At 70.5% G+C, this 23562-nt stretch carries 23 protein-coding genes; 8 read left to right on the plus strand and 15 right to left on the minus strand.

Going from position 1 to position 23562, the window contains the following annotated elements; all coding sequences use genetic code 11:
* Positions 1–40 precede the first annotated feature (40 nt).
* Complete coding sequence (locus tag ACIA6A_RS05210) at positions 41–637, minus strand: hypothetical protein (protein WP_396096106.1); 597 nt, start codon at positions 635–637, stop codon at positions 41–43.
* A 137-nt stretch (positions 638–774) separates the two neighbouring features.
* On the opposite strand from ACIA6A_RS05210, the gene ACIA6A_RS05215 reads away from it, so the two are divergent.
* Positions 775–1071, plus strand: a complete 297-nt coding sequence (locus ACIA6A_RS05215; RefSeq protein ID WP_396096107.1) for a helix-turn-helix domain-containing protein — start codon at positions 775–777, stop codon at positions 1069–1071.
* Positions 1072–1086: 15 nt separating this feature from the next.
* Complete coding sequence (locus ACIA6A_RS05220) at positions 1087–1449, plus strand: VOC family protein (protein ID WP_396096108.1); 363 nt, start codon at positions 1087–1089, stop codon at positions 1447–1449.
* A gap of 2 nt (positions 1450–1451) precedes the next feature.
* Here ACIA6A_RS05220 and ACIA6A_RS05225 read toward each other — a convergent pair whose 3' ends face one another.
* Genes ACIA6A_RS05225 through ACIA6A_RS05240 form a run of 4 tightly spaced genes read right to left on the minus strand, consistent with a single transcriptional unit; the run spans position 1452 to position 5519 of the window.
* On the minus strand, positions 1452–1868 hold the full coding sequence (locus tag ACIA6A_RS05225; protein ID WP_396096109.1) for a VOC family protein: 417 nt from the start codon (positions 1866–1868) through the stop codon (positions 1452–1454).
* Positions 1869–1924: 56 nt separating this feature from the next.
* On the minus strand, positions 1925–3085 hold the full coding sequence (ispH, locus tag ACIA6A_RS05230; protein ID WP_396096110.1) for a 4-hydroxy-3-methylbut-2-enyl diphosphate reductase: 1161 nt from the start codon (positions 3083–3085) through the stop codon (positions 1925–1927).
* Positions 3082–4086, minus strand: a complete 1005-nt coding sequence (locus tag ACIA6A_RS05235) for a polyprenyl synthetase family protein (protein WP_396096111.1) — start codon at positions 4084–4086, stop codon at positions 3082–3084. Before ACIA6A_RS05235 ends, ispH begins: the two co-directional genes overlap by 4 nt.
* A gap of 8 nt (positions 4087–4094) precedes the next feature.
* On the minus strand, positions 4095–5519 hold the full coding sequence (locus tag ACIA6A_RS05240; RefSeq protein ID WP_396096112.1) for a family 2B encapsulin nanocompartment shell protein: 1425 nt from the start codon (positions 5517–5519) through the stop codon (positions 4095–4097).
* Positions 5520–5710: 191 nt separating this feature from the next.
* Between ACIA6A_RS05240 and ACIA6A_RS05245 the strand changes: the two genes are divergently transcribed.
* A complete protein-coding gene (locus ACIA6A_RS05245) occupies positions 5711–7858 on the plus strand; it encodes a germacradienol/geosmin synthase (protein WP_396096113.1) in 2148 nt (715 codons plus the stop codon).
* A 6-nt stretch (positions 7859–7864) separates the two neighbouring features.
* Here the strand turns inward: ACIA6A_RS05245 and ACIA6A_RS05250 are convergent, their stop codons facing one another.
* The 10 genes from ACIA6A_RS05250 to ACIA6A_RS05295 all read right to left on the minus strand — a co-directional run bounded on the left by ACIA6A_RS05250 (position 7865) and on the right by ACIA6A_RS05295 (position 16941).
* Positions 7865–8023 (minus strand): hypothetical protein, encoded by a 159-nt coding sequence (locus ACIA6A_RS05250; RefSeq protein WP_396096114.1) that lies wholly within the window; start codon positions 8021–8023, stop codon positions 7865–7867.
* Positions 8017–8739: a hypothetical protein gene (locus tag ACIA6A_RS05255; RefSeq protein WP_396096115.1), complete on the minus strand. Its 723-nt coding sequence runs from the start codon at positions 8737–8739 to the stop codon at positions 8017–8019. Before ACIA6A_RS05255 ends, ACIA6A_RS05250 begins: the two co-directional genes overlap by 7 nt.
* Before the next feature lie 7 nt (positions 8740–8746).
* On the minus strand, positions 8747–9310 hold the full coding sequence (locus ACIA6A_RS05260; RefSeq protein WP_396096116.1) for an MSMEG_1061 family FMN-dependent PPOX-type flavoprotein: 564 nt from the start codon (positions 9308–9310) through the stop codon (positions 8747–8749).
* Positions 9307–10053 carry a siderophore-interacting protein gene (locus ACIA6A_RS05265; protein WP_396096117.1) on the minus strand — a complete coding sequence of 249 codons (747 nt, stop codon included), beginning with the start codon at positions 10051–10053 and terminating at the stop codon, positions 9307–9309. Before ACIA6A_RS05265 ends, ACIA6A_RS05260 begins: the two co-directional genes overlap by 4 nt.
* Entirely contained in the window at positions 10053–10868 is an 816-nt protein-coding gene (locus tag ACIA6A_RS05270; RefSeq protein WP_396096118.1) for an ABC transporter ATP-binding protein, read from the minus strand. The genes ACIA6A_RS05265 and ACIA6A_RS05270 overlap by 1 nt, the downstream gene beginning before the upstream one ends.
* The gene (locus ACIA6A_RS05275) at positions 10865–11893 is read right to left on the minus strand and encodes a FecCD family ABC transporter permease (RefSeq protein ID WP_396096119.1); all 1029 of its coding nucleotides are present in this window, start codon (positions 11891–11893) and stop codon (positions 10865–10867) included. The genes ACIA6A_RS05270 and ACIA6A_RS05275 overlap by 4 nt, the downstream gene beginning before the upstream one ends.
* Positions 11890–12909, minus strand: a complete 1020-nt coding sequence (locus ACIA6A_RS05280; protein WP_396096120.1) for a FecCD family ABC transporter permease — start codon at positions 12907–12909, stop codon at positions 11890–11892. The genes ACIA6A_RS05275 and ACIA6A_RS05280 overlap by 4 nt, the downstream gene beginning before the upstream one ends.
* 5 nt (positions 12910–12914) lie before the next feature.
* Complete coding sequence (locus ACIA6A_RS05285) at positions 12915–13925, minus strand: iron-siderophore ABC transporter substrate-binding protein (RefSeq protein WP_396096121.1); 1011 nt, start codon at positions 13923–13925, stop codon at positions 12915–12917.
* Between the two features lie 81 nt (positions 13926–14006).
* Positions 14007–15419 carry a class I adenylate-forming enzyme family protein gene (locus ACIA6A_RS05290; protein ID WP_396096122.1) on the minus strand — a complete coding sequence of 471 codons (1413 nt, stop codon included), beginning with the start codon at positions 15417–15419 and terminating at the stop codon, positions 14007–14009.
* A 1-nt stretch (position 15420) separates the two neighbouring features.
* Positions 15421–16941, minus strand: coding sequence for an NAD(P)-binding domain-containing protein (locus ACIA6A_RS05295; RefSeq protein ID WP_396096123.1), 1521 nt, complete (start codon positions 16939–16941; stop codon positions 15421–15423).
* 63 nt (positions 16942–17004) lie between these two features.
* Between ACIA6A_RS05295 and ACIA6A_RS05300 the strand changes: the two genes are divergently transcribed.
* From ACIA6A_RS05300 to ACIA6A_RS05320, 5 genes are read left to right on the plus strand one after another with little or no spacing between them, the layout of a single operon-like run.
* Entirely contained in the window at positions 17005–18522 is a 1518-nt protein-coding gene (locus tag ACIA6A_RS05300; protein WP_396096124.1) for an aromatic amino acid ammonia-lyase, read from the plus strand.
* Positions 18512–20074, plus strand: coding sequence for an NAD(P)-binding domain-containing protein (locus ACIA6A_RS05305; RefSeq protein WP_396096125.1), 1563 nt, complete (start codon positions 18512–18514; stop codon positions 20072–20074). Before ACIA6A_RS05300 ends, ACIA6A_RS05305 begins: the two co-directional genes overlap by 11 nt.
* A gap of 1 nt (position 20075) precedes the next feature.
* The gene (locus ACIA6A_RS05310) at positions 20076–21065 is read left to right on the plus strand and encodes an alpha-hydroxy acid oxidase (RefSeq protein ID WP_396096126.1); all 990 of its coding nucleotides are present in this window, start codon (positions 20076–20078) and stop codon (positions 21063–21065) included.
* Positions 21062–22300 carry a cytochrome P450 gene (locus tag ACIA6A_RS05315; RefSeq protein WP_396096127.1) on the plus strand — a complete coding sequence of 413 codons (1239 nt, stop codon included), beginning with the start codon at positions 21062–21064 and terminating at the stop codon, positions 22298–22300. The genes ACIA6A_RS05310 and ACIA6A_RS05315 overlap by 4 nt, the downstream gene beginning before the upstream one ends.
* Positions 22297–23544, plus strand: coding sequence for a cation:proton antiporter (locus ACIA6A_RS05320; RefSeq protein ID WP_396096128.1), 1248 nt, complete (start codon positions 22297–22299; stop codon positions 23542–23544). The genes ACIA6A_RS05315 and ACIA6A_RS05320 overlap by 4 nt, the downstream gene beginning before the upstream one ends.
* The last annotated feature ends 18 nt before the right edge of the window (positions 23545–23562 follow it).

Here is a 23562-nt window from a genome sequence, read left to right on the forward strand (position 1 = left end):
CGATGACCCTCCACGGGAGAGTTCGGACATCCCAAAACGCTTATACGACGGCGTCGGCCCGATAGCCGAGGAGCAGGCCGTAGTTCTCGGACGGTGTCGCGAACGGGGGAACCACATCGCGCAGAATGTGCAGCTTGACCACAAACTGATTCGAGACGTTGTCGTCCCAGTCGACCGCGTAGGTGTAGTCGAGGCCCATTTCCAGGATGTACAGCGGCTCCGCCGACCCATCGGAGTAGCCCGGCGTCAGGGTCACCGTGGTGGGCGACAGTTGAAAGCTGCTCTGACAGACGATGGTGAGCCGGTCCCCCGCCTTGACCGTGCGCGGAACGTACTTGACGCAGGTTCCGCTCCTGGAGCCCTCGGAAGCGCCGGCAGGGCCCGCCGGACCGGCAGGACCAGCAGGCCCCGTGGCACCGGTGAGGCCTCGGGGCCCGGCGGGGCCCTTCGGACCAGCTGGGCCTTTAGGTCCGGCCGGACCCTTGGGCCCTGCCGGACCTGCCGGACCTTTGGGGCCGATCCGCCCCGGCTGACTGCTCGCGGCGGACGCCGACGCCGAGGTCGTGCCACCCACGGCGAGAAGGACCACCCCGGCCAGCAGAACACTGGCCAGACGCTTCGACCGAATCAATGTCATGCCATCCCCCTGATAGGTAACTTCGCCCCCTCAACGAGCCCGGCCGACCCCGGTCACCGCTGACCACCTAAAGCGCACAATCCTGAGCGTTAAGCGTTATAGTGGGCAAGAAGGTGACCCTTAGCGGAAGGCGCGCCATGCCTCGCCCCTCCACCCGCGTGCAGGCGGCCGCCAGGAGCATCGGCGAGCAGTTCGTGACCTGGCGCAAGCTGCACGGCCTCACCGCCCTCCAGGTCTCCGAACGGGCCGGCATCTCCCGCAACACACTGCGCCGGGTCGAGACCGGAGACCCCGGCGTCGGCCTCCAGGCATTCCTCGGCGTCGCCCGGGCGCTGGGCGTGCTGGACGCCGTGGTCACCGCCACGGATCCCTACGAAACCGACCTCGGCCGAGCCCGAGCCGACGAGATCCTGCCGAAAAGGGTGCGACAGTGACCAGGAGGTTCTGAGATGGCCAGTACATTCACCGAGCTCGCGATCGACTGCGCCGATCCGGCCGGCCTGGCGCGGTTCTGGTGCTCGGTCCTCGACTACGAGGTCCGAGACGAGGAGGACGGGCTGGTCACCATCGGCTCCCCGACCACACCGTCATCGCCGAGGTTGACGTTCGCACGGGTGCCCGAGGGCAAGATCGTCAAGAACAGGCTGCACATCGACGTCAACCCCACCGACCGGGACCAAGGCGACGAGGTGCACCGCCTGCTCGCCCTGGGTGCCCGGCATGCCGATGTGGGGCAGGGGGAGGTCAGCTGGGTCACTCTGGCCGATCCGGAGGGCAACGAGTTCTGCGTTCTCGCGAGCCGCCTCCGCTGAGCTCAGACGTGGCAGACGGCCTCGAGGTTGATGCCGTGCGGGTCGAGGACGAAGGCACCGTAGTAGTCCTGGTGGTATTCGGGGTGAACCGCCGGCTCGAGCAGGGACGAGGCCCCGGCCGCGAGCGCCGCCTTGTAGAAGGTCGCCACGTCGTCGCGGGTGTCGACCGTGAAGGCGATGTGCATGTTGGTGCCGACCGTGCCACCGTCGATCAGCCAGAAATACGGTTTGACCTCGGCCAGCCCGAAGCCGGTCATGGCCGTCGGCTGGTTCGGCGTGGCGTTCGGCGGGATCTCCAGCATCTTGGTGATGCCGATGCTCGCGAGGACCGGCTCGTAGAACGCCACCGCCCCGGCCAGGTCGGGCACGGCGATGTTGAGGTGGTCGATCCGGGAGCCTGAACGGTCTGGAGCTGTCATGACCCCAGCATGCGCAGAATTGCGGACACCGGGTGACCGCTCCCCCGGATGGGTGATCAGGCGGGCGCGCCGGCGGGGCGGAAGCGGATGGTTTCGCGGGTGGTCTCGCGTTCCTCGACGGTGGTCGGGCCGAGGCCGCCCAGGGCGGAGACCACCGCGTCCACCATGGAGGGCGGGGCCGAGGCTCCCGCGGTCAGGCCGATCGTACGGGCCGTGGCCAGCCAGGCCGGCCGGATGTCGGTGGGGCCGTCGATGAGGTGGGCCGGGGTTCCGGTTCGGGTGGCGAGCTCGACGAGGCGCTGGGAGTTCGAGGAGTTGGTGGAGCCGACCACCAGCACGATGTCGGCGTCCGTGGCGATCGCCTGCAGGGCTTCCTGCCGGTTGGTGGTCGCGTAGCAGATGTCCGCGGACGCCGGCCCGCGCAGGAGCGGGAAGCGTTTCCGCAGAGCGTGCACCACGGCCGCGCTCTCGTCCATCGCCAGTGTGGTCTGGGTCAGGTACGACACCCGGCTCGGGTCGTCGATCACCAGGGTCTCGACCTCGGCGGGGGTCGCCACCGTGACGATGTGGGCCGGGGCCTCGCCGACCGTGCCCTCGACCTCTTCGTGGTCCGCGTGGCCGATGAGCACGACCGTGTCGCCGCGCTCAGCGTAACGGCGGGCCTCGGCGTGCACCTTGGCCACCAGCGGGCAGGTCGCGTCGACCACCGGGAGGCCGCGCCGGGATGCTTCCGTACGGACCGACGGTGCCACCCCATGGGCCGAGAAGACGACCGTGGCGTGGTCCGGGACCTCGTCGAGTTCCTCCACGAACGTTGCCCCGGCCTGTTCCAGGGCGGCGACCACGTGCCGGTTGTGGACGATCTGGCGGCGCACGTAGACGGGACCGGGCGCGGTGTCGAGCGTTCCGCGTACCGTGTCGATCGCTCGCTCGACGCCCGCGCAGAAGGACCGGGGTGCGGCCAGCAGGATCGTCCGGGGGCCGGTCACCGCGAGCCAGTCGCCGAGGGTGTGCCGGTCGGCCGGGTCGGCGCTGGCGATGGCCAGGCCGACCGGGCCGCCGGCGCCGGGCACGATGGTGCCCGAGACCACCGGGGTTCCCAGCGTCAGGGACGCGTACTCGACCGGGCGTCCGCGGCGGCCCAGTTCCCCGGCGAGCAGCGGCGCCGCCGGGCACGGCAGGCCGGCCAGCGATTCTGCGACGAAGACCGAGGTCATCGGTCCCGCCTGGTCAGCAGCCGGGCCAGAGCGAGCAGTTCCTGATGGGTACGCGATGCCATGTCGATCTCGGTCAGCACCTGGACGGCCTCGGCGAAGAGCTCGTCGGCGCGCGCCTGGCACCAGGCGCGCGACCCGCTGGCTTCCACGAGTTCGGCCGCGAGCACCGCGTCCGGATCGGACAGAGTGGTGGCGTAGAACGAGGCCAGCCGCGCCCCGGCCGGGGTGCCGCCGGTCAGGGCGGCCACCACCGGCAGGGACTTCTTGCCGCGGTGCAGGTCGGAGCGGACGGGTTTGCCGGTGACGTCCGGGTCGCCCCAGATGCCGAGCAGGTCGTCGGCGAACTGGAAGGCCAGGCCGGTCAGGGCGCCGAACCGGGCGAGCCGGTCCCGGGTGGGCGCCGGCGCGCCGAGGGCACCGAGCGATGCCGCCGCGGCGAGCAGTGCTCCCGTCTTGCCCTCGGCCATCGTCGTGCACTCGGCGACGGTCACGTCCGCGCGTTGTTCGAACGCGACGTCCGCGACCTGCCCGTCGAGCAGGTGTTGCACCGTCGAGCTGAGCAGCGGCAGCCCGGCCGGCGCGATGACCTGGTAGGCGAGGGCGAGCATGGCGTCACCGGCGAGGATGGCCGGGCCGACGCCGTGCACGGTCCACAACGTCGGACGGTGCCGGCGGGTGTGGTCGCCGTCCATGATGTCGTCGTGGATGAGGGAGAAGTTGTGGACGAGTTCGACGGCGACCGCGGCGGGGACGGCGGACGCCGCGGGGGCGCCCGCCGCCTCGGCCGCCAGCAGGGCCAGCAGTGGCCGCACCGCCTTGCCCGGGTACTCGTCCGCCGGGCGGCCCGCCGCGTCGCGCCAGCCGAAGTGGTATTCGACGAGCCGGCCCGTCGATTCCGGCAGGGTTGCCACCGCGGCCCGCATCGGCGGGTCGACCACACTCCGGCTCCAGGTGAGGAGTTCGGGCGCGGTCCGGCCGGCCTGTACAGCGACTGCGACCATGCTCGCCCCTAGGAGAGGTCGCGGCCGAGGCCGACCTGGACGTCGTCGAGGATGCCGAGCGCGTCGGGCGTCATCACCGCGACCGAGTAGTAGGTGCTGACCAGGTACGAGATGATCGCCTTGTCGTTGATGCCCATGAACCGCACCGACAGGCCGGGTTCGTACTCGTCGGGCAGGCCGGTCTTGTGCAGGCCGATGACGCCCTGGTCGTCCTCGCCCGTACGCATCGCGATGATCGAGGTGGTCCGGGTGTCGGAGACCGGGATCTTGTTGCACGGCAGGATCGGCACGCCACGCCAGGCGGGGATCTTGTGGCCGTTGAAGTCGATCTCGCCGGGGTACAGCCCGAGCTTGTTGCATTCCCGGCCGAACGCCGCGATCGCCGACGGGTGGGCGAACAGGAACTGGGTCTTGCGGCGCCGGCTGAGCAGCTCGTCGAGGTCGTCCGGGGTGGGCGCGCCGGTCCTCGTGTGGATCCGCTGCTTGAGGTCCGCGTTGTGCAGCAGACCGAAAGCGCGGTTGTTGATCATTTCGTGTTCCTGGCGTTCGCGCAGCGCCTCGGAGGTCAGCCGGATCTGCTGCTCGACCTGGTCCATCGGCTCGTTGTACAGGTCGGCGACCCGGCTGTGCACGCGCAGCACGGTCTGCGCGACGCTGAGCTCGTACTCGCGGGGTGCGAGTTCGTAGTCGACGAACGTGCCCGGCAGGTCGGGTTCGCCCTCGTGGCCGGAGGCCAGGTCGATGGCGGCCTCGCCGTGCTTGTTCTGCGGGCGGTCGGCCCGGTCCAGGGCCCGCTGGACGTGCGCGCGCAGCCCGTCGGAACGGCCGTTCATCTGCTCGAACGCCTGCCGCGGCAGGGCCAGCACGGTGCACTGGGTGGCGGCCTTCGCGGTGAAGCCCCACAGTTCGAGGGAACCGGTCAGCACCCGGTCGCCGAAATACTCGCCGTCGGCGAGCACGCCGGTCACCGCTTCGTCGCCGTAGTCGCCGCGGCCGATCTTGTTGACCCGGCCGTGGGCGATCAGGATGATCTGGTCGACCGGCTGGCCGGCCTCGACGATGATGTCACCCGCGGCGTACTCGCGCTGTTCGAAGCGCTGCGCCAGCGCGGTCAGCACCGCGATGTCCTCGAACCCGCGCAGCAGCGGCAGTTCGCGCAGCTCGGCCGGGATGACCTGGACGTCCGCGCCGACGTTGGTGAACGTCACGCGGCCGTCGCCGATGCTGTAGGTGCGCCGCTGGTTGACCCGGTAGGCCCCACCGACGACCTGCTTCCACGGCAGCACCTTCAGCAGCCACCGCGAGGAGATGTTCTGCATCTGCGGCTGCGACTTGGTCGTCGTCGCGAGATTGCGAGCCGCGGCTGTGCTGAGGCTCTGCCGCTGATCCTCAACGACGTCGCTTCCCGATCTGCTCGTATCGACAGCAGTCACCGAATACCACCGTTCCCGTATCTGAAGAATGGCGCCAGAAATGGCGTGCAGGCTCAGTATGCCGATGAATCGACAGCAGATGGCACCGCGCCACGTCATTCACGCTCACGTGGTTGCCGAACGGGTGACCACCACGCGGCGGCATCGCGAATCCACCATGGATCCATGCAGCCCAGCTAGGGTCGGAGGCTATGTCGGCATTCACGCTACCCGATTTCTACCTGCCTCACCCCGCGACGAAGAATCCTCATGAGCAGCATGCCCGCGACCATTCTGAACAATGGGCCAACAAACAGGGCATGCTCGACGCCGGCGTCTGGGACATCGAGAAGCTGCGGAAAAATGATTATGCGCTGATGTGTGCATACATCCATCCGGACTGCGACGCGGACATGCTGGCGCTCATCACGGACTGGTATGTCTGGGTGTTCTTCTTCGACGACCACTTCCTGGCGCTGTTCAAATACAGCCGGGACATGGTCGGGGCCCAGGCCTACCTGGACCGGCTGGAGGAGTTTATGACCGAGCCGGGGCGGACCGCGCCGGAACCGGAGAACCCCGCCGAGGCCGGACTCGCCGACCTGTGGGCCCGGACCATCCCGGCGATGTCCGAGGGCTGGCGGCAGCGCTTCGTGCGCAGCACCCACAACCTGATGGTCGAGTCCATGTGGGAGCTGCGCAACATCTCCGAGGGCCGGATCGCCAACCCCATCGAGTACATCGAGATGCGCCGGCGGGTCGGCGGCGCCCCGTGGTCGGCCAACCTCGTGGAGTTCGCGGCCGGTGCCGAGCTCGCCGACCACCTCGCGGCCCTGCGACCGCTCGAGGTCCTGCGGGACACGTTCTCCGACGCGGTGCACCTGCGCAACGACCTTTTCTCGTACGAACGTGAGGTCACCGAGGAGGGCGAGAACTCCAACGCGGTGCTGGTGCTCGAACGCTTCCTGGACATCCCCACCGCCCGCTCGGTGGACCTGGTCAACGAGTTGCTCACGTCCCGGCTGCAGCAGTTCGAGCACACCGCGCTCACCGAGATCCCGGCGATGTTCCTCGAGTACGCCGTCGCGCCCACCGACCAGATCGCGGTCGCGAAGTACGCCAAGGCGCTGCAGGACTGGCAGGCCGGCGGGCACGAGTGGCACGCCCGGTCGAGCCGCTACACGAAGATCGCGCCGGGCCGGGGCCGCAGCACCGGGCTGCGCCGGCGGCACGCGCAGCACGGCCATCTGCCGGTCGGGCGCGTCGTCGGGCACCTGCCGATCCCCGAGCTGTACATGCCGTTCCCGGTGCGGACCAGCCCGCACCTGCCCGCGGCCCGGCGGCACAACACCGACTGGGCGGAGTCGATGGGCATGTTCGCCCCGGTGCCCGGCACCCCGCACGGCGAGCTGTGGACCCGGCCCATGTTCGACGGGTTCGACTTCTCGCACTGCGCCGCGATGATCCACCCGGACGCCACCGCGACGCAGCTGAACATCTCGTCGGACTGGCTCGCCTGGGGCACGTACGGCGATGATCTCTTCCCGGTCCGCTACGGCCGGACCGGCGACCTGGCCGGCGCCAAGCTCCAGAACGTGCGGCTGTCGTCGTTCATGCCGCTGGACGCGGGTGCGGTGCCGGCACCGCTGACCCCGGTCGAGGCCGGGCTCGCCGACCTGTGGCGCCGCACCGCCGGGCCGATGACCCCGAAAGCCCGGGCCCGGTTCCGACGGGCGGTCGAGACGATGACCGCGTCGTGGCTGTGGGAGCTGGGCAACCAGGTGCAGAACCGGGTGCCGGACCCGATCGACTACGTGGAGATGCGCCGGAGCACGTTCGGCTCGGATCTCACCATGAGCCTGGCCCGGCTCTCGCACGGCGAACTCGTGCCGGACGACGTCTTCGACACCCGGGTCATGCGCCAGCTCGACAACGCCGCCCAGGACTACGCGTGCTTCATCAACGACCTGTACTCGTACCAGAAGGAAATTGAATTCGAGAACGAGATCCACAACATGGTCTTCGTGGTCGAACGCTTCCTGAATGCCGATCGGTACGCGGCCCGCGCCGTCGTCGCCGACCTGATGGAAGGCCGCATGCGGCAGTTCGAACGGATCGTCGCGATCGAGATGCCGGCCATGTTCGAGCACCTCGGCCTCGACGAGCCGGTGCGCCGCCAGCTGACCCGCTATGCCGGGGAGCTGACCTACTGGATGTCGGGCATCCTGCGCTGGCACGACACCTGCGACCGGTACAAGGACGCGGACCTGCGCCGGCGGTTCCACCGCTTCTCGCAGATCCCCACCGGTCGCGGCACGTCGGCCGCCCGGATCCGGCGCACGGTCACGGCCGGCGTCTGACCGGCCTCACTCCTCGTCCTCGGCGGTCCTGGCGTTCGCCGCCGCGACCCCGGGGCCGAGAATGGCACCGAAGATCGCCACGATCCACGCCACCCATCCCCACCAGGGGAAACTGATGTCGCCGAACCACTGGTAGGCCAGATCGGTCCAGGTGTGCGTCACCATGTCCAGTCCCTCACGAGAACCTCGTGCCGCGGCGCCCAGGTCGCCGACTCACCGGGCCACAGCGAGATCGCCTCGGCCTGCAGCCGGGCGGTCACCGTCGCGTCCCAGCCCACCTTGGGGGTACGCGAGTACGGCGCCGGCAGCCGCTTCCCGTCGAGCACCAGCCGCACCGTGTGCCGCACCGGGTCGACCTCGAACGCGACCCGGTGCCAGGACGTGTCGGGCTCCAGGTAGCCGCTGGACGTCCACGAGTCCCCGGTCCACGCCAGGACGTGCCCGAACGTGTCCAGCCAGGGGTTGAGCACCCACTGGAAGGCCGTACCGTGGTCGATCGCGCCGTCCCAGACGAACAGCCCGCCCTCGACGGTCTGCGCGTTCCGCGGCCCGCCCGCCGTCGACGGCAGATAGGGCAGGCGGAAAGCAAAACCGGCCCGCTGAGTCCTGCGCATCTGCGCCGGTCCCGCCTTGCTCTTGTACGAGATCACGTGCGCCATGACGCCCCGGTTGCGCACGTTCGCGGCCAGCAGCGACGCCGTCCCCCGGTGCTCGACCGCGATGTCCGCGTCGCTGACCGGGTCCTGCCCCGCCGCCGCGAACACCCCGTCGCCGACCACGGTCGTCCAGCCGGAGAGGTCCCGGTGCCTGCCCGCACCGATCCCAGCCGCCAGCGCGACCCCGCCGCCGAGCGCTGTGAGGAACTGCCGCCTGTTGGTCATTGCCCCTCTATCGACGGACTCCCCCGGCGGTTGAGAGCTTTCGGGCGGCGACGGTGCTCTTGATCAGGGCGCCGAAGGACGGGACGGTCTCGGCGGCGGGCCAGCCGGCCGGGTTCCAGACCGAGCCGCGCTTGAACGACTGGCCGCAGTGCAGGAAGAGCTCGTCGACCTCGACGATCACGCCGAGCGGGGCATCGGTGAAGTCCGGGGCGCGGTGCAGCGACGCGCGGCCGTTGACGCGGACCGTCTCGTCGCGGCCCGGCACCACGAACAGCATGCCGACGTTCGGGCACTGCAGGATGTTGCGGAAGCTGTCGAGGCGGCGGTTGCCGGGGCGGTCGCCGAACGCGAGACGCTTCTCGTCGAGGACCGTGATGCCGCCGGAGGTCTCACCGCGCGGCGAGACGTCGACCGTGCCGTCCGCGCCGGTCGTGGCGAGCAGGAAGAACGTGGTGGCGCGCAGGAAGCGGGCGCTCTCCTCGTCGATCGTGGTGATCGCCTTGTCGCGCAGGTCGGGATGCGGGTGGTCGACGACCTCGCGCAGCTCGTCCTCCGTGGTGATCCGCGTCATTCCGTCTGTCCTGCCTTCCAGTACCCGCCGAAGTAGTGCGCTTTGCCGTCCCAGCCGCGGTCCGTGCACAGGTGCTTCTTCACATCGCGGACCAGCGCGCTCTCGGCCGCCACGAAAGCGTAGGGCTCCCCCACCGGCAGTTCGGCCGCGCGGACCGCTTCCGCGAGGCCCGACTTGATCCGCCAGGTGACCTGGGTCTTACCCGCGCAGGGCAGCTCGCGGACGTCACCAGCGTCCGGGACCTGCAGGAACACGTGTGCGGAGGCGTCGGCGGGCAGCGTCTCGAGGATGGACGCGATCGCCGGGACCGCCGTGTCGTCGCCCACGAACAGGTGCCAGGGCGGCTCGCCGGGTGCGTACGCGAGTGCTTTGACCTCGTCGTCCACGCCGGGCCCGATGATGCCGAGGACGCTGCCGGGCTGGGCCGCGCGGGCCCACGCGGAAGCCGGGCCGGCGTCGCCGTGCAGCGCGAACTCGATGTCGATCCGGTCGCCGTCCTGGGAGCGGATGGTGAAGGTGCGCATCACCGGGCGGGTGTCGTCGGGCATCGCGCACCAGGATCCGTACCAGTCGGTGGGCTCGGGCAGCAGCGGCCGGTCCTGGCCGGGGCGGGCCAGCAGGATCTTGATCCGCTGGTCGTAGCCGCCGCTGCGCATGCCCGCGCACCCGGCGAACGTGATCCGGACGAACGACGGGCTGAGCTTCTCGACGGCGACCACCGTCGCCTCGACCACGGCCACCATCAGCTGACTCCTTCGATGCGATGCCGTCCGATGGGGACGATCATGGGGGTACGCGAGACCGGGTCGGGGACCACCCGGCAGCGCATGCCGAACACGCTCTCGACGATCTGCTCGGTGAGCACCTCGCCCGGGTCACCGGCGGCGACGATCGCGCCGGCCTTCATCACCACGAGGTGGTCGGCGTAGCGGGCGGCGAGGTTGAGCTCGTGCAGCACCATCACCACGGTCGCGCCCTCCGCCTCGTTGAGGTCGGTGAGCAGGTCGAGGACCTCCACCTGATGGCTCACGTCCAGGTAGGTGGTGGGCTCGTCCAGCAGCAGGATCCCGGTACGCTGCGCGAGCGCCATGGCGATCCAGACGCGCTGGCGCTGCCCGCCGGACAGCTCGTCCACCGACCGCGACGCGAGGTCCAGGGTGCCGGTGGCGGTCAGCGCGGCGGTGACCGCGACGTCGTCCTCGGCGCTCCAGCGGCGGAAGTAGCCCTGGTGCGGGTGCCGGCCCCGGCTCACCAGGTCGGTGACCGTGATGCCGTCCGGGGCGATCGGGCCCTGCGGCAGGATGCCGAGCTTGAGCGCGACCTCCTTGCTCGGCGTGGTGTGGATCGAGGTGCCGTCGAGCAGCACCGACCCCGACGACGCGGGCAGCAGCCGGGCCAGGCCGCGCAGGAACGTCGACTTGCCGCAGGCGTTCGGGCCGACGATGACGGTGACCTTGCCGGTGGGGATCTCGAGCGTGAGATCGTCGACGACCTGCCGGTCGCCGTAGCCGAGGGACAAACCCTCGGCCTGCAGGGTGGACGGTGCGGGCACGGTCATCCTCCTCGTCCGGTGCGGTTGCTGGTGGCGAGCAGCCAGAGCAGGTACGGCGCGCCGATGATGCCGGTGACCACACCGACGGGGAACTGGGTCGGGCCGAGCAGGTGCGCGCCGATGAAGTCGCCGGCCAGCACGATCGCGGCGCCGACCAGACCGGCCGGGAGCAGCACCGGGCGGCCGCCACCGACCATCCGGGCGGCGATCGGCCCGGACATGAACGCGATGTAGGCGATCGGGCCGGCCGAGGCGGTCGCGGTGCCGGCCAGGCCGACGCCGACCAGCAGCAGCGCGAGGCGGCTGCGTTCGACACCCAGGCCGAGGCCGCGGGCCACGTCGTCGCCGAGTTGCAGCCCGGTCAGCGGCCGGCCGAGCAGCAGTGCGGCGGGCACCAGGATCAGCGCCGCCAGCGCCAGCGGGACGACGTTGTCCCAGGTCCGGCCGTTGAGACTGCCGGCCAGCCAGATCAGCGCCTCCTGGGCGGCCCGCACGTCGGCGCGGGTCAGCAGGAACGACGTGAACCCGGCCATGGCGGCGCCGATCCCGATACCGACGAGCACGAACCGGTAGCCGCCGACGCTGCCGCCGCGCCAGGCGAACACATAGATGATCAGAGCGGTGACCAGGGCGCCGGCCAGCGCGACGACGGAGAGCACCGCGCCGCTGGTGGAGAGCACCACGATGGAGAGGACGGCGGCCGTGGTCGCGCCCGAGGTCACGCCGATGACGTCCGGGCTGGCCAGCGGGTTGCGCAGCAGCTGCTGGAAGATCGCGCCGGCCAGGCCGAACGAGATGCCGGCGAGCAGCCCGACCAGGGCCCGGGGCAGGCGCAGCGTCTGCACGATGTAGTCGACCTGCGGCGGGGTCGGCTGCCCGAGCAGGGAACGGACGATGTCCGGCAGCGACACCTGGAACGAGCCGTAGGACAGGCTGAGCGCGAACAGCGCGACCACCGTGACGGCGAGCGCGATGCTGACCGTACGGGCGCGGGTGGATTCCTTGCGGCGGGTCGCCGCGACGATGCTCACAGCTCCGCCAGCCGGCGCCGGCGGGCCAGCGCCACGAAGATGGGGGCGCCGATGATCGCGGTGAGCACGCCGACCTGGACCTCGCCGGGCCGGGCGATGACCCGGCCGAGGATGTCGGCCAGCAGCAGCAACAGCGGCGCGAGCAGCATGGCGTAGGGCAGCAGCCAGCGGTGGTCCGGACCGGTGACGAGCCGGGCCACGTGCGGGACGACCAGGCCGACGAAGACGAGCGGGCCGGCCATCGCGGTGGCCGTGCCGCACAGCACCACGACCGCGGCGGCCGCGACCAGCCGGGCCAGCGCGACGTTCTGCCCGAGCGAGGTGGCCACGTCGTCGCCGAGCGCGAGCGCGTTCAGCAGACGGGCCGAGGCGAGCGCGATCACGACGCCGGCGATCAGGAACGGCGCGCCCTGCTTCGCGATGTCGATGCCCCGGCCGGCGAGCGACCCGACCTGCCAGAAACGGAACTGGTCGTACGTCTGCATGTCGGTGACCAGCACCGCGGTGGTGAACGAGAGCAGCGCGGCGGTCAGCGCGGTGCCGGCGATGGCCAGCTTGACCGGGGTGGCGCCGCCGCGGCCCAGCGAGCCGATGGTGTACACGATCACCGCCGACATCGCGGCCCCGGCGAACCCGAACCACACGTAGCCGTTGAGGCTGGTGACGCCGAAGACGCTGATGCCGATGACGACGAACAGGCCGGCGCCGGCGTTGACGCCGAGGATGCCCGGGTCGGCCAGCGGGTTGCGGGTGACCGCCTGGATGATCGCCCCGGCGAGGCCCAGCGCGAAGCCGGCCAGCAGCCCGACGAGGGTGCGCGGGATGCGTACCTCGGTGATGATGAGGCTGTCGCGGACCGAGTCGTCGGGGTGCACGAGCGCTTCCAGCACGGCGCCGAGCGGAACGTGCTGCGAGCCGACGGTGAGGCTGAGCAACGCCGCACCGGCGAGGGCCGCCGCGAGCACCACCAGACCGGTGGTGAGCGCGACGGCCCTGCGGACACGGGTGTCCGGCATGTGGGTCAGCCGGCCAGCGCGGCGGCGAGCAGCGGCGGGACCTGCTCCAGGGCGTACTTCAGGCCCAGGATCGAGTTGCTGGAGAACGCGGTGGAGATGTCCTTGTTGTCGAGGTAGACGACGTGGCCGGCCTTGACCGACGGCACCGCCTGCAGCAGCTTGTCGCTCTTCACCACGTCGGCCTCCACACCGATCATGAAGACCGTGGTGAGGTCGGCGTCGAGCAGGTTGACCTGCTCCTGCGAGAGCGAGATGAAGAAGCTGTCCTTCTTGAGCGCCTCGACCGCGGGGGCGTCCTTGAAGCCGAGCTTCTGCAGGAAGTCGACGCGACCGTCACCGCTGACGTACGCGCCCCAGCCCTCGCTGGTCTTCACACCCGCGCTGATGGTCTTGTCCTTGAACGACGGGTTCGCCGCGACGACGGAGGCGAACTGCGCGTCCAGGTCGGCCTTGAGCTTGGCGGCCTCGGCGGTCTTGCCGAGCGCCTTGCTGACCAGGTCGAGCTGCTGCTCCCAGGTGGTCTTGTACGCCTCGCCACCGACCGGGATGTCGACGACCGGCACGCCGAGCTTGGCGATCTGGTCGTAGCGCGCCTTGTCGCCGCTGGCCCGGGTGTCGAGGATCAGGTCGGGCTTGAGCGCCGCGATCTTCTCCATGTCGAGCTCGAGCGTCCCGACCTTCTCCGGCGGGGTCGTGTACTTGCCCTGGTTCCAGACGCCCTGGCCGTCGCCCTCGAACGCCATCCAGTTGGCGTCGCCGACCGGCTGGACACCGAGCGCGAGCGCGGTCTCGGCGTCGCTCCAGCCCAGCGTGACGACCCGGGTCGGCTCGCTCGGGATGGTGATGTCACCGAACGCGGTGGTGACGGTGACCGGGAACTGGTCGCCGGCGGCCGAAGAGGCGGGAGCCGCGGCGTCGTCGTCCTCCGTACCGGTCGTCGAGCAGGCACTCAGGGCGAGGGCGGTGGCAGCGGCGGCGAGGATCAGCCGGCGGCCTCGGGACGGGGCAAAACGCATGACGGAGACTCCGTGGCTTGACAAAGGTTTGGCTTACCTAACATTGCCTACCACCTGGTCATCAAGCCGATGCGCGAAACGTCACAAGGGGGTGCCCGTTCGGCCCGTCACCCGGAGCAGGGATTTGTCGGGTTTTCCACTGGATGCCACCGGCACGGCGTCGATCACCGTCACCGTGCGCGGCACCGCGGCCTCCCCCAGCCGCTCGGCGACCAGGTCACGCAGCTGATCCGGGTCCGGGATACGCCCCCGCGCGGGGACCACGAACGCGTGGACGGCCTCACCGGTGACCTCGTCGGGACGGCCCACCACATAGGCCTCGGCCACCGCCGGATCGGTGGCGAGGGTGCGCTCGACCGGGCCCGCGTGCACGAGGACCGCGTGCACGATGATGACGTCGCGGGCCCGGCCGTGCAGGTGCAGGTAGCCGTCGGCGGTGCGGGTGGCCAGGTCGCGGGTGCGGATCCAGCCGTCCACGAAGACCTCGGCCGAGGCGGCCGGATCCTTCCAGTACGCGCTTGCCTGCGACGGGGTGCGGACGTACAGCTCGCCGTCGCGTATCTCGAGGTCGTGGACCGGGGGCGGACGGCCCACCGAGGACAGCGTCGCCGGGTCGCCGAGCAGCTCCGCCGGGGTAACCATGGCGATCATGCCGGTCTCGGTCTGGCCGTAACCGTGGAACAGGACCGGGCCCAGGACCTCGAGCGCCTCGCGGAGGCGGCCCGGGTCGAGCGGTGAGCCGGAGACCATCAGCGCGCCCAGGCTGCTCAGGTCCACCGGGTTCGCGCGCTGGTCGCGGATGAGTTGATAGAGCTTGCCGACGGTGATCACGCTCGCGGTGGCCCGGTGCCGGACGATCGCGGCCGGGAAGCCGGGCGGCCGGGCGACGACCAGGGTGCCGCCGGCCACCAGGGCCAGCACGCCGTATTCCAGCATGACCTGGCTGCTCAGCGAGCCGAAGACCAGGTAGCGCCCGAGCCTTCCGGCCAGCTCCGCGATCGCCGGGGGCCAGCGGTCGGGGAAGGGTGCCCAGGCCGCGGACATCGCCGCGTACGTCTGCACGCAGCCCTTGGGGTCTCCGGTGCTGCCGCTCGTGTAGATGATCCGGGCGATGTCACCGGGCCTCCCCGCCGCCACCGGTGGCACCCCGTCGTCGGCGGACCGTTCGAGCGCGGCGACCCGGGCATCGTCGATCAGTTCCGCGTCGGCGTGCCGCAGCAGGTCGCCGACCTGGGCCGGGGTCAGACCGGGGCCCACGCCGCACACCCGGGCGCCGACCGCGAACGCCGCCATCGTCGCCGCGAACGCGGACGCCGTCACGCTCAGCCGGAGCGCCACGCCGGCACCGGGCCCGATGCCCGCCGCCCGCAGCCCGGCCGCGATCCGGCGGATGAGGCCGCTCATCTCCGCCGCGGTGACGACCCGGTCGCCGTCCTCGAAGACCGGCTTGTCGCCACCGACCGCGAGCAGATCGAGCACCGGCTGCGGCCACATGTCAGAGGACCCCTTTGAGGAAGACCACGAGCGGCTGCTGGTGTACGGCCGGGATGTTCCAGTGGTTCTCGAGGTTCTCGGCCATGTGGTGTTCGGCGACCACCTGGCCGTCGCGGTAGGCACGGACCACCGGGTGCAGGTAGCTGGCGTCGTGGGCGGCCGCCGGATCGTTCTCGGCGATCCGGGGCACGGTGATGTCGAACGGGTCCACCTGATCGTGGTCCGGGCCGTACTCCAGCGTCGTGACCAGCACCAGCGGGCCGAACTCGGCGGTCTCCTTCAGGTACGCCACGGGCACCTCCGCGCAGTACCTGCCGTCCATGGTGACCACGTCGGCGAGCACCGCGAACTGCTGCCAGAGGGCCGACGTGACGTTGATCCGGGCGACGATCGCGTCGGTGACGGCTTCCGGGGTCACCTCTACGCGTACCGATGGCCAGGGTTCGCCGTGGTACCGGGTCCGGAGAATGCGGTGCAGGGCGCGGACGCCGTAGCGGAAACCGTGGATGAAACCGCTGGTGGATTTCTTGAAGTCGCGCTGCTGGGTGAGCGTGCCGGCGAAATAGAGGCCGGGCACGTTCACCGACTCGAACGCCGGGGTCTGTGCCGGGAAACGGTCGTCGATGACCAGGCGCGGGCGGGCCGAGTCGGCGAACGGGGTCGCGTCGAAGCGGAATCCGGTGGCGAGGATGACCCGGTCGTAATCGATCTCGCGGAGGTTCTCGACCGTGCGGGCGTACCGGAAAAGGATCCGGAAGCCACCGTCCGGGCGCCGGGTGATCCGCTCGATCGTGCCGTCGAGGACGGCGTTCTGGGATTTGAGCTGATAGGTGTCGAGGAAGTTGTTGTTGACCGCGCGCAGGTGCCCGACGTAATGCGACTGCCAGGCCAGTTTGATGGCATGCGGGCCGGCGACGTGGATGACCGCGGCGGTCTCGACGAGCGCGTCCGCGGTCTCGAACGCGGAGTTCCCTTTGCCGACGATCAGCACCCGCTGATTGATGAAATCGTCCGGCTCGACGCTGACCGTGTCGTAGCGCTCGGCCAGGTCGGCGCCCTCGATCGGCGGCACGTAGAGCTGGGAGACACCGGTCGCGACGATGACCCGGCGCGCGGTCCAGGTCGAGGAGCCGGCCGAGACGACGAAGAGATCGCCGTCCTTTCGCACGGTGGAGACCCGGCTGTCGTACCTGATCCGCAGGCCGCGGGCGAAATCGGCGAGGTACCGCACGAGGTCGTCGGCGGACGGGAAATAGCGCTTGCTGTAGTTCTTGAACAGCAGCGACGGGTCGTCGGTGAGCAGCGAGTTCCAGTCCGAACGCAGATTGAACTCGGGATCGTCCGAACCGGTCCACACCTTGTTGATCGAGATCAGCTGCCGGTGCCGCGGATACGTGGCGAAGAACGTGCCCGGCGCCGAACCGGCCTCCAGGACGACATAGTCATGACCGTCGCGCTCCAGCAGCGCGGCGAGCTGCAGACCCGCGGGACCGGCACCGATGATCAGGTAGTCGTGCGTCATGTCCGGCAACCTAACGAGACGATTTCAGAGGGCTCTGAGAACTCGTCTCTACCGTCGGCGGGCATGACGACTGAGGTGGATCTGGCGGCCTCCCTGCGCATCCGCGACCTGCGCGCCGCCGCGGGGCCGATCACGGTGGTGACCGGAACGGCGGTCCGCGACCGGGTCACCGCGTCGCGGGTCTTCCTGGACAAGGTGCTCGGCGACGACCGGGCCGTCTACGGCAGCACCACCGGTTTCGGCGCGCTGGTCGGGTACGCGGGCCGGGCCGACCTGCGCGACCAGGCCGACAACACGCTGGCCCACCTCGGTGCCGGTCACGGCCGGGACATCGATCCCGGGGTGGCCCGGGCGACGATGCTGATCCGGGCCCGGTCGCTGGCCCAGGGCGCGTCCGGGGTGTCGCCGCACGTCGTCGACGCGCTGGCGGCGATGCTCGGCACCACGTTCGCCCCGGCGATGCCGCGGCTGGGCTCGGTCGGTGCGAGCGGGGACCTGATCCCGCTGGGCGCGGCGGCGCAGGCACTGCGCGGTCGCGGACACGCCTATGTGGACGGCATCCGGATGGACGCCGCCGACGCGTTGCGGGCGGCCGGGCTGGAGCCGCTGCCCCTCGACGGGCGCGATGCGCTGGCCCTGGTCAACGGCACGTCGCTGACCACGGCGGCGACCGCGCTCGCGCTGGACCGGGTCCGCACGTCGCACCGGGTGGTGCAGGCGCTCACCTGCCTGCTCGCCGACCTGCTCGGCTGCGACCCGCAGTTCCTGGACGCCGGCCTGCTGGACCGCTATCGCCACCGGGGCGCGATCGAGGTCGGGGCGGCGATGCGCGGGATCCTCGCCGGGGCGGTGCCGTCGGGGGCACGGGCGCTGCAGGAGCCGTACAGCATCCGGTGTTCCCCGCAGTTGCTCGGCGCGGCCGAGGACGCGCTGCGCTATGTGGACGGGGTGGTCGCCGCCGACCTGGGCAGCGTCAGCGACAACCCGCTGTTCTTCCCGGACACCGACACGGTCGTGCACGGCGGCAACTTCTTCGGTCAGCCGGCCGCGTTCGCCGGGGACCTGCTGACCATGGTGATCGCGCAGGTCGGCAACCTCGCCGAACGTCAGCTCGACCTGCTCGTCGACCCGGTCCGCAACAGCGGGCTGCCACCGATGCTGGCCGCCGGGCCCGGACGGCAGCACGGTCTGCAGGGCGTGCAGCTCGCGTCGACCGCGCTGATCGCCGAGATCCGGCGCGACGCGATGCCGGCGAGCATCCAGAGCCTGCCCACCAACCTGCACAACCAGGACGTGATCCCGCTCGGCACCCAGGCCGCCCTGCGCGCACTGGACCAGGCGGAACTGCTCAGCCTGATCACCGGGTCGCTCGCGGTGGGCCTGCGCCAGGCCGTTCACGTGGGTGCCCGTACGCCCTCCGCGCCCGGCTGCGCGCGACTGCTGGAGGTGCTCATCGACGTCGTACCCGCGATCGATCCGGACCGGCCGCTCGACGGTGACGTGCGCACCGCCGCCGCGACCCTCGAGAAGCTTGATTTTTCTCTGATTTCTGACTCGTACGGTGACCCGCGTGACGCTTGATTACCTGATCATCGGGGCCGGGCCGGCCGGTCTCCAGCTGGCAGCACTGCTGGAGGCCGACGGCAAGCGCGACTATGTGGTGCTGGAGGCAGCGGACGCACCGGGTGCGTTCTTCGCCCGCTATCCACGGCATCGGCAACTGATCTCCATCAACAAGCCGCACACGGGCACCGACGACCCGGAGATCAATCTGCGGCTCGACTGGAATTCGCTGCTCAGCGACGATCCGGCGCTGCGGTTCACGTCCTACACAGAGCGCTATTTCCCCTCCGCCGACGTCATGGTGCAGTATCTCGCCGATTTCGCCGCCAAGACCGGGGTGAAGGTCCGCTACAACACGCGGGTCTCCCGGGTCAGCAAGGTCGACGGCGTTTTCGAGGTGCACGCCGACCGGCTCTACACCGCGAAACGGGTCATCGTCGCCACCGGGGTGTCGAAGACGTTCGAGCCGGACATCCCCGGATTCGAGCTGGCCGAGGGCTACGACACGTTCTCCACCGACCCACGCGACTACCTCGACCAGCGGGTGCTGATCATCGGCAAGGGCAACTCCGCGTTCGAGACCGCGGACGCGCTGATGGAGACCACCACGCTGATCCACCTGGCCGGACCCAGCTCGGTGCGGATGGCCTGGCGGACCCATTACGTCGGGCATCTGCGGGCGGTCAACAACAACTTCCTGGACACCTATCAGCTGAAGTCGGCGAACGCGATCCTCGACGGGAACGTCAAGCGGATCGAACGCGACGGCGACGGCTACAAGGTCACGTTCGGGTTCACCCGGGTCGACGAGGTCGTCAAGGAACTGCACTACGACCGGGTGCTCGCCTGCACCGGTTTCCGGTTCGACGCGTCCATCTTCGACGACACGTGCCGTCCCGAGCTCGCCGTCAAGGGTCGGTTCCCGGCACAGAACGAGGAATGGGAATCGGTCAACGTGCCCGGGCTCTCTTTCGCCGGCACGCTCTCGCAGGAACGCGACTTCAAGAAATCCACGAACGGTTTCATCCACGGCTTCCGATACGCCGTGCGCGCGCTGCACAAGATCCTCGAGCGACGGTACGCGGAGACGCCCTGGCCGGCCGGCAAGCTCGACGCCACACCGGAGTCCATGACCGAGGCGATCATCGGCCGGGTGAACCGTACGTCCGCGCTCTGGCAGCAGTTCGGGGTCCTCGCCGACGTCGTCACGGTCGCCGGGGCGGACGCGCGGTACCACGACGAGGTGCCGGTCGCGTATTTCGAGCGGACCGGGCTGTTCACCGCCGACCACGACTACGAGCACGCGTTCGTGGTGACCCTGGAGTACGGCCCCGAGCACGACCAGGTGGACCCGTTCGACGTCACGGTCTCCCGGGTCGCGCAGGACGTGGTGGGGCAGGCGCACGACGCGGCGTACCTGCACCCGGTGGTCCGGTACCACCGTGAGGGGCAGGTGATCGCCACCCACCACCTCGCCGAGAACCTGGAGAACCGGTGGGACCGTCCGCTGGTGCACGTCCGGCCGCTGGCCGATTTCCTGGCCCGGTGCCTGTCCGGCGCCGAGGGCTGAGATGGATCCCGTTCACTCGGACTTCTTCGCGGGTGGCGCCGGGGACGAACGGACGGTCCGGGCGAACACCGCGGCCTTCGAGCGGCACTGGATCGTGCCCCGGGTGCTGCGCGCCACCGGCGACCGCGACCTGCGGACCACGCTGTTCGGCACCACGGCCGAGGCGCCGATCCTGGTCGCGCCGACCGCGTTCCACCTGCTCGCCCATCCCGGCGGGGAGGCGGAGACCGCCCGTGGTGCCGCTCAGGCCGGCACCGTGATGGTGGTCAGCATGGCGGCGACGCAGCCGGTCGAGCGGATCGCGGCGGCCGGTGGTCCGCTGTGGTTCCAGATCTACCCGCAACCCGACCTGGCGTTCACCGAGCACGTGGTCAAGCGGGCCGAGGTGGCCGGCTGCCGGGCGCTGGTGGTCACCGTCGACTCCCCGGTGCTCGGGCGCCGCGAACGCGACCTGCGCAACGGCTTCCTCGACCTGCCCGCGGGGCTGGCCTGCGAGAACATGCGCGACGACACCGGCCGGGTACGCCCGGTCGCGATGGACGCGGCACTCGGCTGGGACCGGCTGGCGTGGCTGCGCGGCGTCACCGGGCTGCCGATCGTGGTCAAGGGCATCCTGCATCCGGACGACGCACGGCTCGCGGTCGAGCACGGCGCCGACGGGGTGATCGTCTCCAACCACGGCGGCCGGCAACTCGACGGCGCGGTGGCCACCGTGGACGCGCTGCCGGCCGTGGTGCACGCGGTCGGCGGGCGGATCCCGGTGCTGGTCGACGGCGGGATCCGGCGTGGAACCGATGTGCTGGTCGCGCTCGCGCTCGGGGCCGTGGCGGTGCTCGTGGGACGCCCCGTGGTGTGGGCTCTGGCGGATCGGGGCGCTCACGGCGTACGGGATGAGCTGCGCAAGCTGACCGCCGAGCTGGACCACGCGATGGCTCTGGCCGGGGCGAAGCGACCGGCCGACCTGACCCCCGACCTGGTGGTGACGCGGTGAACGCGGTGGTCCGGCTCCGGGAGTGGATCTTCCGGCGGGTCAACGGCGAGGAGGGCATCCCGGTGCCGGGGCCGCTGGTCGGCGCCGAGGATTTCGAGCGGGTGTACGCCGATCCGGCCGCCGACGGGCGCAGTCGCGGGGCCGGGCTGTCTGATCTGTTCTGGTACTGGCTGGCACCGGGGCCGCAGATGCACCAGGAGCATCTCGAGCCCGGGGAGCGGTACAAGACGGTGGCGCGCACGACCCGGCAGGTGCTCGCGATCCCGCACGACCGTTCCGAGGCGCTGGCCACGGCAGCCGCACAGCGTGCTCTTCCGAATTCCCGGGTCCAGTTTGTCCGGCTGCGGGACCTGATGATGCCGATCTGGGCCGAGGTCTATTACGAGCTGGTCTTCGACGAGCCCTGCCCGCCTTCCGCCCGCGATCTGATCGTGGCCAACGCGGACGACGTGGTGACCGCGCTGAAGGGTCTGAGCCTGCGGCACATGTCCCGGCGTGAGCGGCTGACGCGCTATCTCCTCGACCGCATCGACGCCGGGACCTGCCCGGTGGTGCTTCCGCCGCCGTTCACCGCGCAGGAAACGGCCTGGTACCTGCAAGGGGCTTTCTTCAATACCGCGGTCGTGCAGATGTCGGAGGCGATGGCGCATGTGCTGATGCTCGCCCCTTTCTGCACGGACATTTCTGACGCCGGTCTTGATCGGCTCATCGACGAGACCCTGCGGGTGCATCCGCTGTTCGGCATCGCGCACCGGATCACCTCCGCACCGATCACGGTCTCCCCCGCGGTGACACTGCCGGCCGGATCGGTGCTGCTGTTCAACTACCTCGCCTATCAGCGCACCGGGCCGGCGCCGGACGACGACTTCGACCCGTCGCGGTGGCTGACGCTCAAGCGCAAGGACGCGCACTTCATCCCGTTCGGCGTGACCGCCAACCGCGCCTGCCCCGCCCGGGGATCCGCTCCGGTGATGATGCGGGCCGTCGCGCGCGTGGTCCTGACTTCTTACCGCGTCGCCACTTCGGCGGCGCACACCCGGTCGCTGCCCAACCGGGGGCCGGCGTTTCTCTATCGCGGTGTCTCGCCGTCGCGGCGACTGGTCGCTCTGCGCTATGCCGACCGCGTCGCCGATGTCGTCCGCTCGCTCAAGCAACTCGTCCTCGGCACCTGGATGGTTGTCGACGCCCGCCGGCAGAAGCTCTGCGCCACCTACTTCGAGGAGGTCAGCCCGTGAAACCGACCGAGCTGGCACCGCGGTTCTTCATCGCGGTCGCCGTCATCCTGATCTTCTGCAAGCTGGTGTCCTGGCTGCTGGGCAAGGTCGGGCAGCCCGCCGTGGTGAGCGAGATGCTCGCCGGGGTGCTGCTCGGGCCGTCGCTGCTCGGCCTGTTCTTCCCCGGGGCCCAGGCGGCGCTGTTCCCGCCCGCGCTGCTGCCGATCCTGTACGTCGTCGGCCAGGTCGGGCTGGTCCTGTTCATGTTCCAGGCCGGGTACGCGTTCCGCGCCCACCGGACCACCAACCTGGCCGGTACCGCGGGCGCGGTCTCGCTGGCCGGGGTCGCCGCCCCGCTGGTGCTCGGCGTGCTGCTGGTGCTGCTGACCTCCGGAGCCGTCCCGATCCGCCCCGAGGGGGTCCCGATCGGCGTCTCCGCGGCGTTCGTCGGGGTGGCGCTGGCGATCACCGCGTTCCCGATGCTCGCCCGGATCATCACCGAACGCGGGCACGCCGGCACCCGGCACGGCTCCCTCGCGCTGGCCAGCGGCGCCATCGACGACATGGTGGCCTGGATCCTGCTCGCCGTGGTGCTGGCGTTCGCGTCCGGCGAGGCGGGCCCGGCGTTCGTCACCGCCGGCGGGGCCGTCCTGTTCGGGCTCGCACTCTGGCTCGGCGGACAGCGCGTCGCCGGCGCCGTGATGAACCTGCCCGACGAGCGGGTCCGCCTGCTGGGCACGGTGGTGCTGCTCTTCCTGGTCGCCTGGTACACCGACGAGATCGGCCTGTACGCGGTGTTCGGCGCGTTCGCGATCGGCGTGGTCATGCCGGCGTCCGAGCGCACCGACAAGGTGGTCGGCACGCTGACCCCGATCGCCGCGACGGTCTTCCTGCCGCTGTTCTTCACGTATTCCGGGCTGCGGACCGAGTTCGGGCTGCTCGGCAACCCGGCGGTGCTGCTGTTCGCGGCCGCCTGCGTGGCCGTGGCGATCGCCGGCAAGTTCGGGGCGTGCTGGGCCGCGGCCCGGCTGCGCGGCGAGCCGAACGCGGTCGCGCTGCGGGTCGGCGCGCTGATGAACGCACGCGGGTTGATGCAGCTCATCGCGCTGAACGTGGGCCTCGAGGCGGGCATCGTGAACTCGGCGCTGTTCACCGTGCTGGTGCTCGTCGCCCTGATCACCACGATCATGACGACGCCGCTGCTGAGCTGGATCGACCGTACCCGGACCCCGGTGTCCACACCGGACCTCGTGCAGGCTGTCTGATCTCCAAGACATATGCGA

It is taken from the genome of Actinoplanes sp. NPDC051494, assembly GCF_044454705.1.
Classification (GTDB): domain Bacteria; phylum Actinomycetota; class Actinomycetes; order Mycobacteriales; family Micromonosporaceae; genus Actinoplanes.

Bases quoted from the DNA above. Each gene is read 5' to 3' on its own strand.
- ACIA6A_RS05210 (WP_396096106.1), bottom strand. From the start codon at position 637: ATGACATTGATTCGGTCGAAGCGTCTGGCCAGTGTTCTGCTGGCCGGG.
- ACIA6A_RS05215 (WP_396096107.1), top strand. From the start codon at position 775: ATGCCTCGCCCCTCCACCCGCGTGCAGGCGGCCGCCAGGAGCATCGGC.
- ACIA6A_RS05220 (WP_396096108.1), top strand. From the start codon at position 1,087: ATGGCCAGTACATTCACCGAGCTCGCGATCGACTGCGCCGATCCGGCC.
- ACIA6A_RS05225 (WP_396096109.1), bottom strand. From the start codon at position 1,868: ATGACAGCTCCAGACCGTTCAGGCTCCCGGATCGACCACCTCAACATC.
- ispH (WP_396096110.1), bottom strand. From the start codon at position 3,085: ATGACCTCGGTCTTCGTCGCAGAATCGCTGGCCGGCCTGCCGTGCCCG.
- ACIA6A_RS05235 (WP_396096111.1), bottom strand. From the start codon at position 4,086: ATGGTCGCAGTCGCTGTACAGGCCGGCCGGACCGCGCCCGAACTCCTC.
- ACIA6A_RS05245 (WP_396096113.1), top strand. From the start codon at position 5,711: ATGTCGGCATTCACGCTACCCGATTTCTACCTGCCTCACCCCGCGACG.
- ACIA6A_RS05250 (WP_396096114.1), bottom strand. From the start codon at position 8,023: ATGGTGACGCACACCTGGACCGATCTGGCCTACCAGTGGTTCGGCGAC.
- ACIA6A_RS05255 (WP_396096115.1), bottom strand. From the start codon at position 8,739: ATGACCAACAGGCGGCAGTTCCTCACAGCGCTCGGCGGCGGGGTCGCG.
- ACIA6A_RS05260 (WP_396096116.1), bottom strand. From the start codon at position 9,310: ATGACGCGGATCACCACGGAGGACGAGCTGCGCGAGGTCGTCGACCAC.
- ACIA6A_RS05265 (WP_396096117.1), bottom strand. From the start codon at position 10,053: ATGGTGGCCGTGGTCGAGGCGACGGTGGTCGCCGTCGAGAAGCTCAGC.
- ACIA6A_RS05270 (WP_396096118.1), bottom strand. From the start codon at position 10,868: ATGACCGTGCCCGCACCGTCCACCCTGCAGGCCGAGGGTTTGTCCCTC.
- ACIA6A_RS05280 (WP_396096120.1), bottom strand. From the start codon at position 12,909: ATGCCGGACACCCGTGTCCGCAGGGCCGTCGCGCTCACCACCGGTCTG.
- ACIA6A_RS05285 (WP_396096121.1), bottom strand. From the start codon at position 13,925: ATGCGTTTTGCCCCGTCCCGAGGCCGCCGGCTGATCCTCGCCGCCGCT.
- ACIA6A_RS05290 (WP_396096122.1), bottom strand. From the start codon at position 15,419: ATGTGGCCGCAGCCGGTGCTCGATCTGCTCGCGGTCGGTGGCGACAAG.
- ACIA6A_RS05295 (WP_396096123.1), bottom strand. From the start codon at position 16,941: ATGACGCACGACTACCTGATCATCGGTGCCGGTCCCGCGGGTCTGCAG.
- ACIA6A_RS05300 (WP_396096124.1), top strand. From the start codon at position 17,005: ATGACGACTGAGGTGGATCTGGCGGCCTCCCTGCGCATCCGCGACCTG.
- ACIA6A_RS05310 (WP_396096126.1), top strand. From the start codon at position 20,076: ATGGATCCCGTTCACTCGGACTTCTTCGCGGGTGGCGCCGGGGACGAA.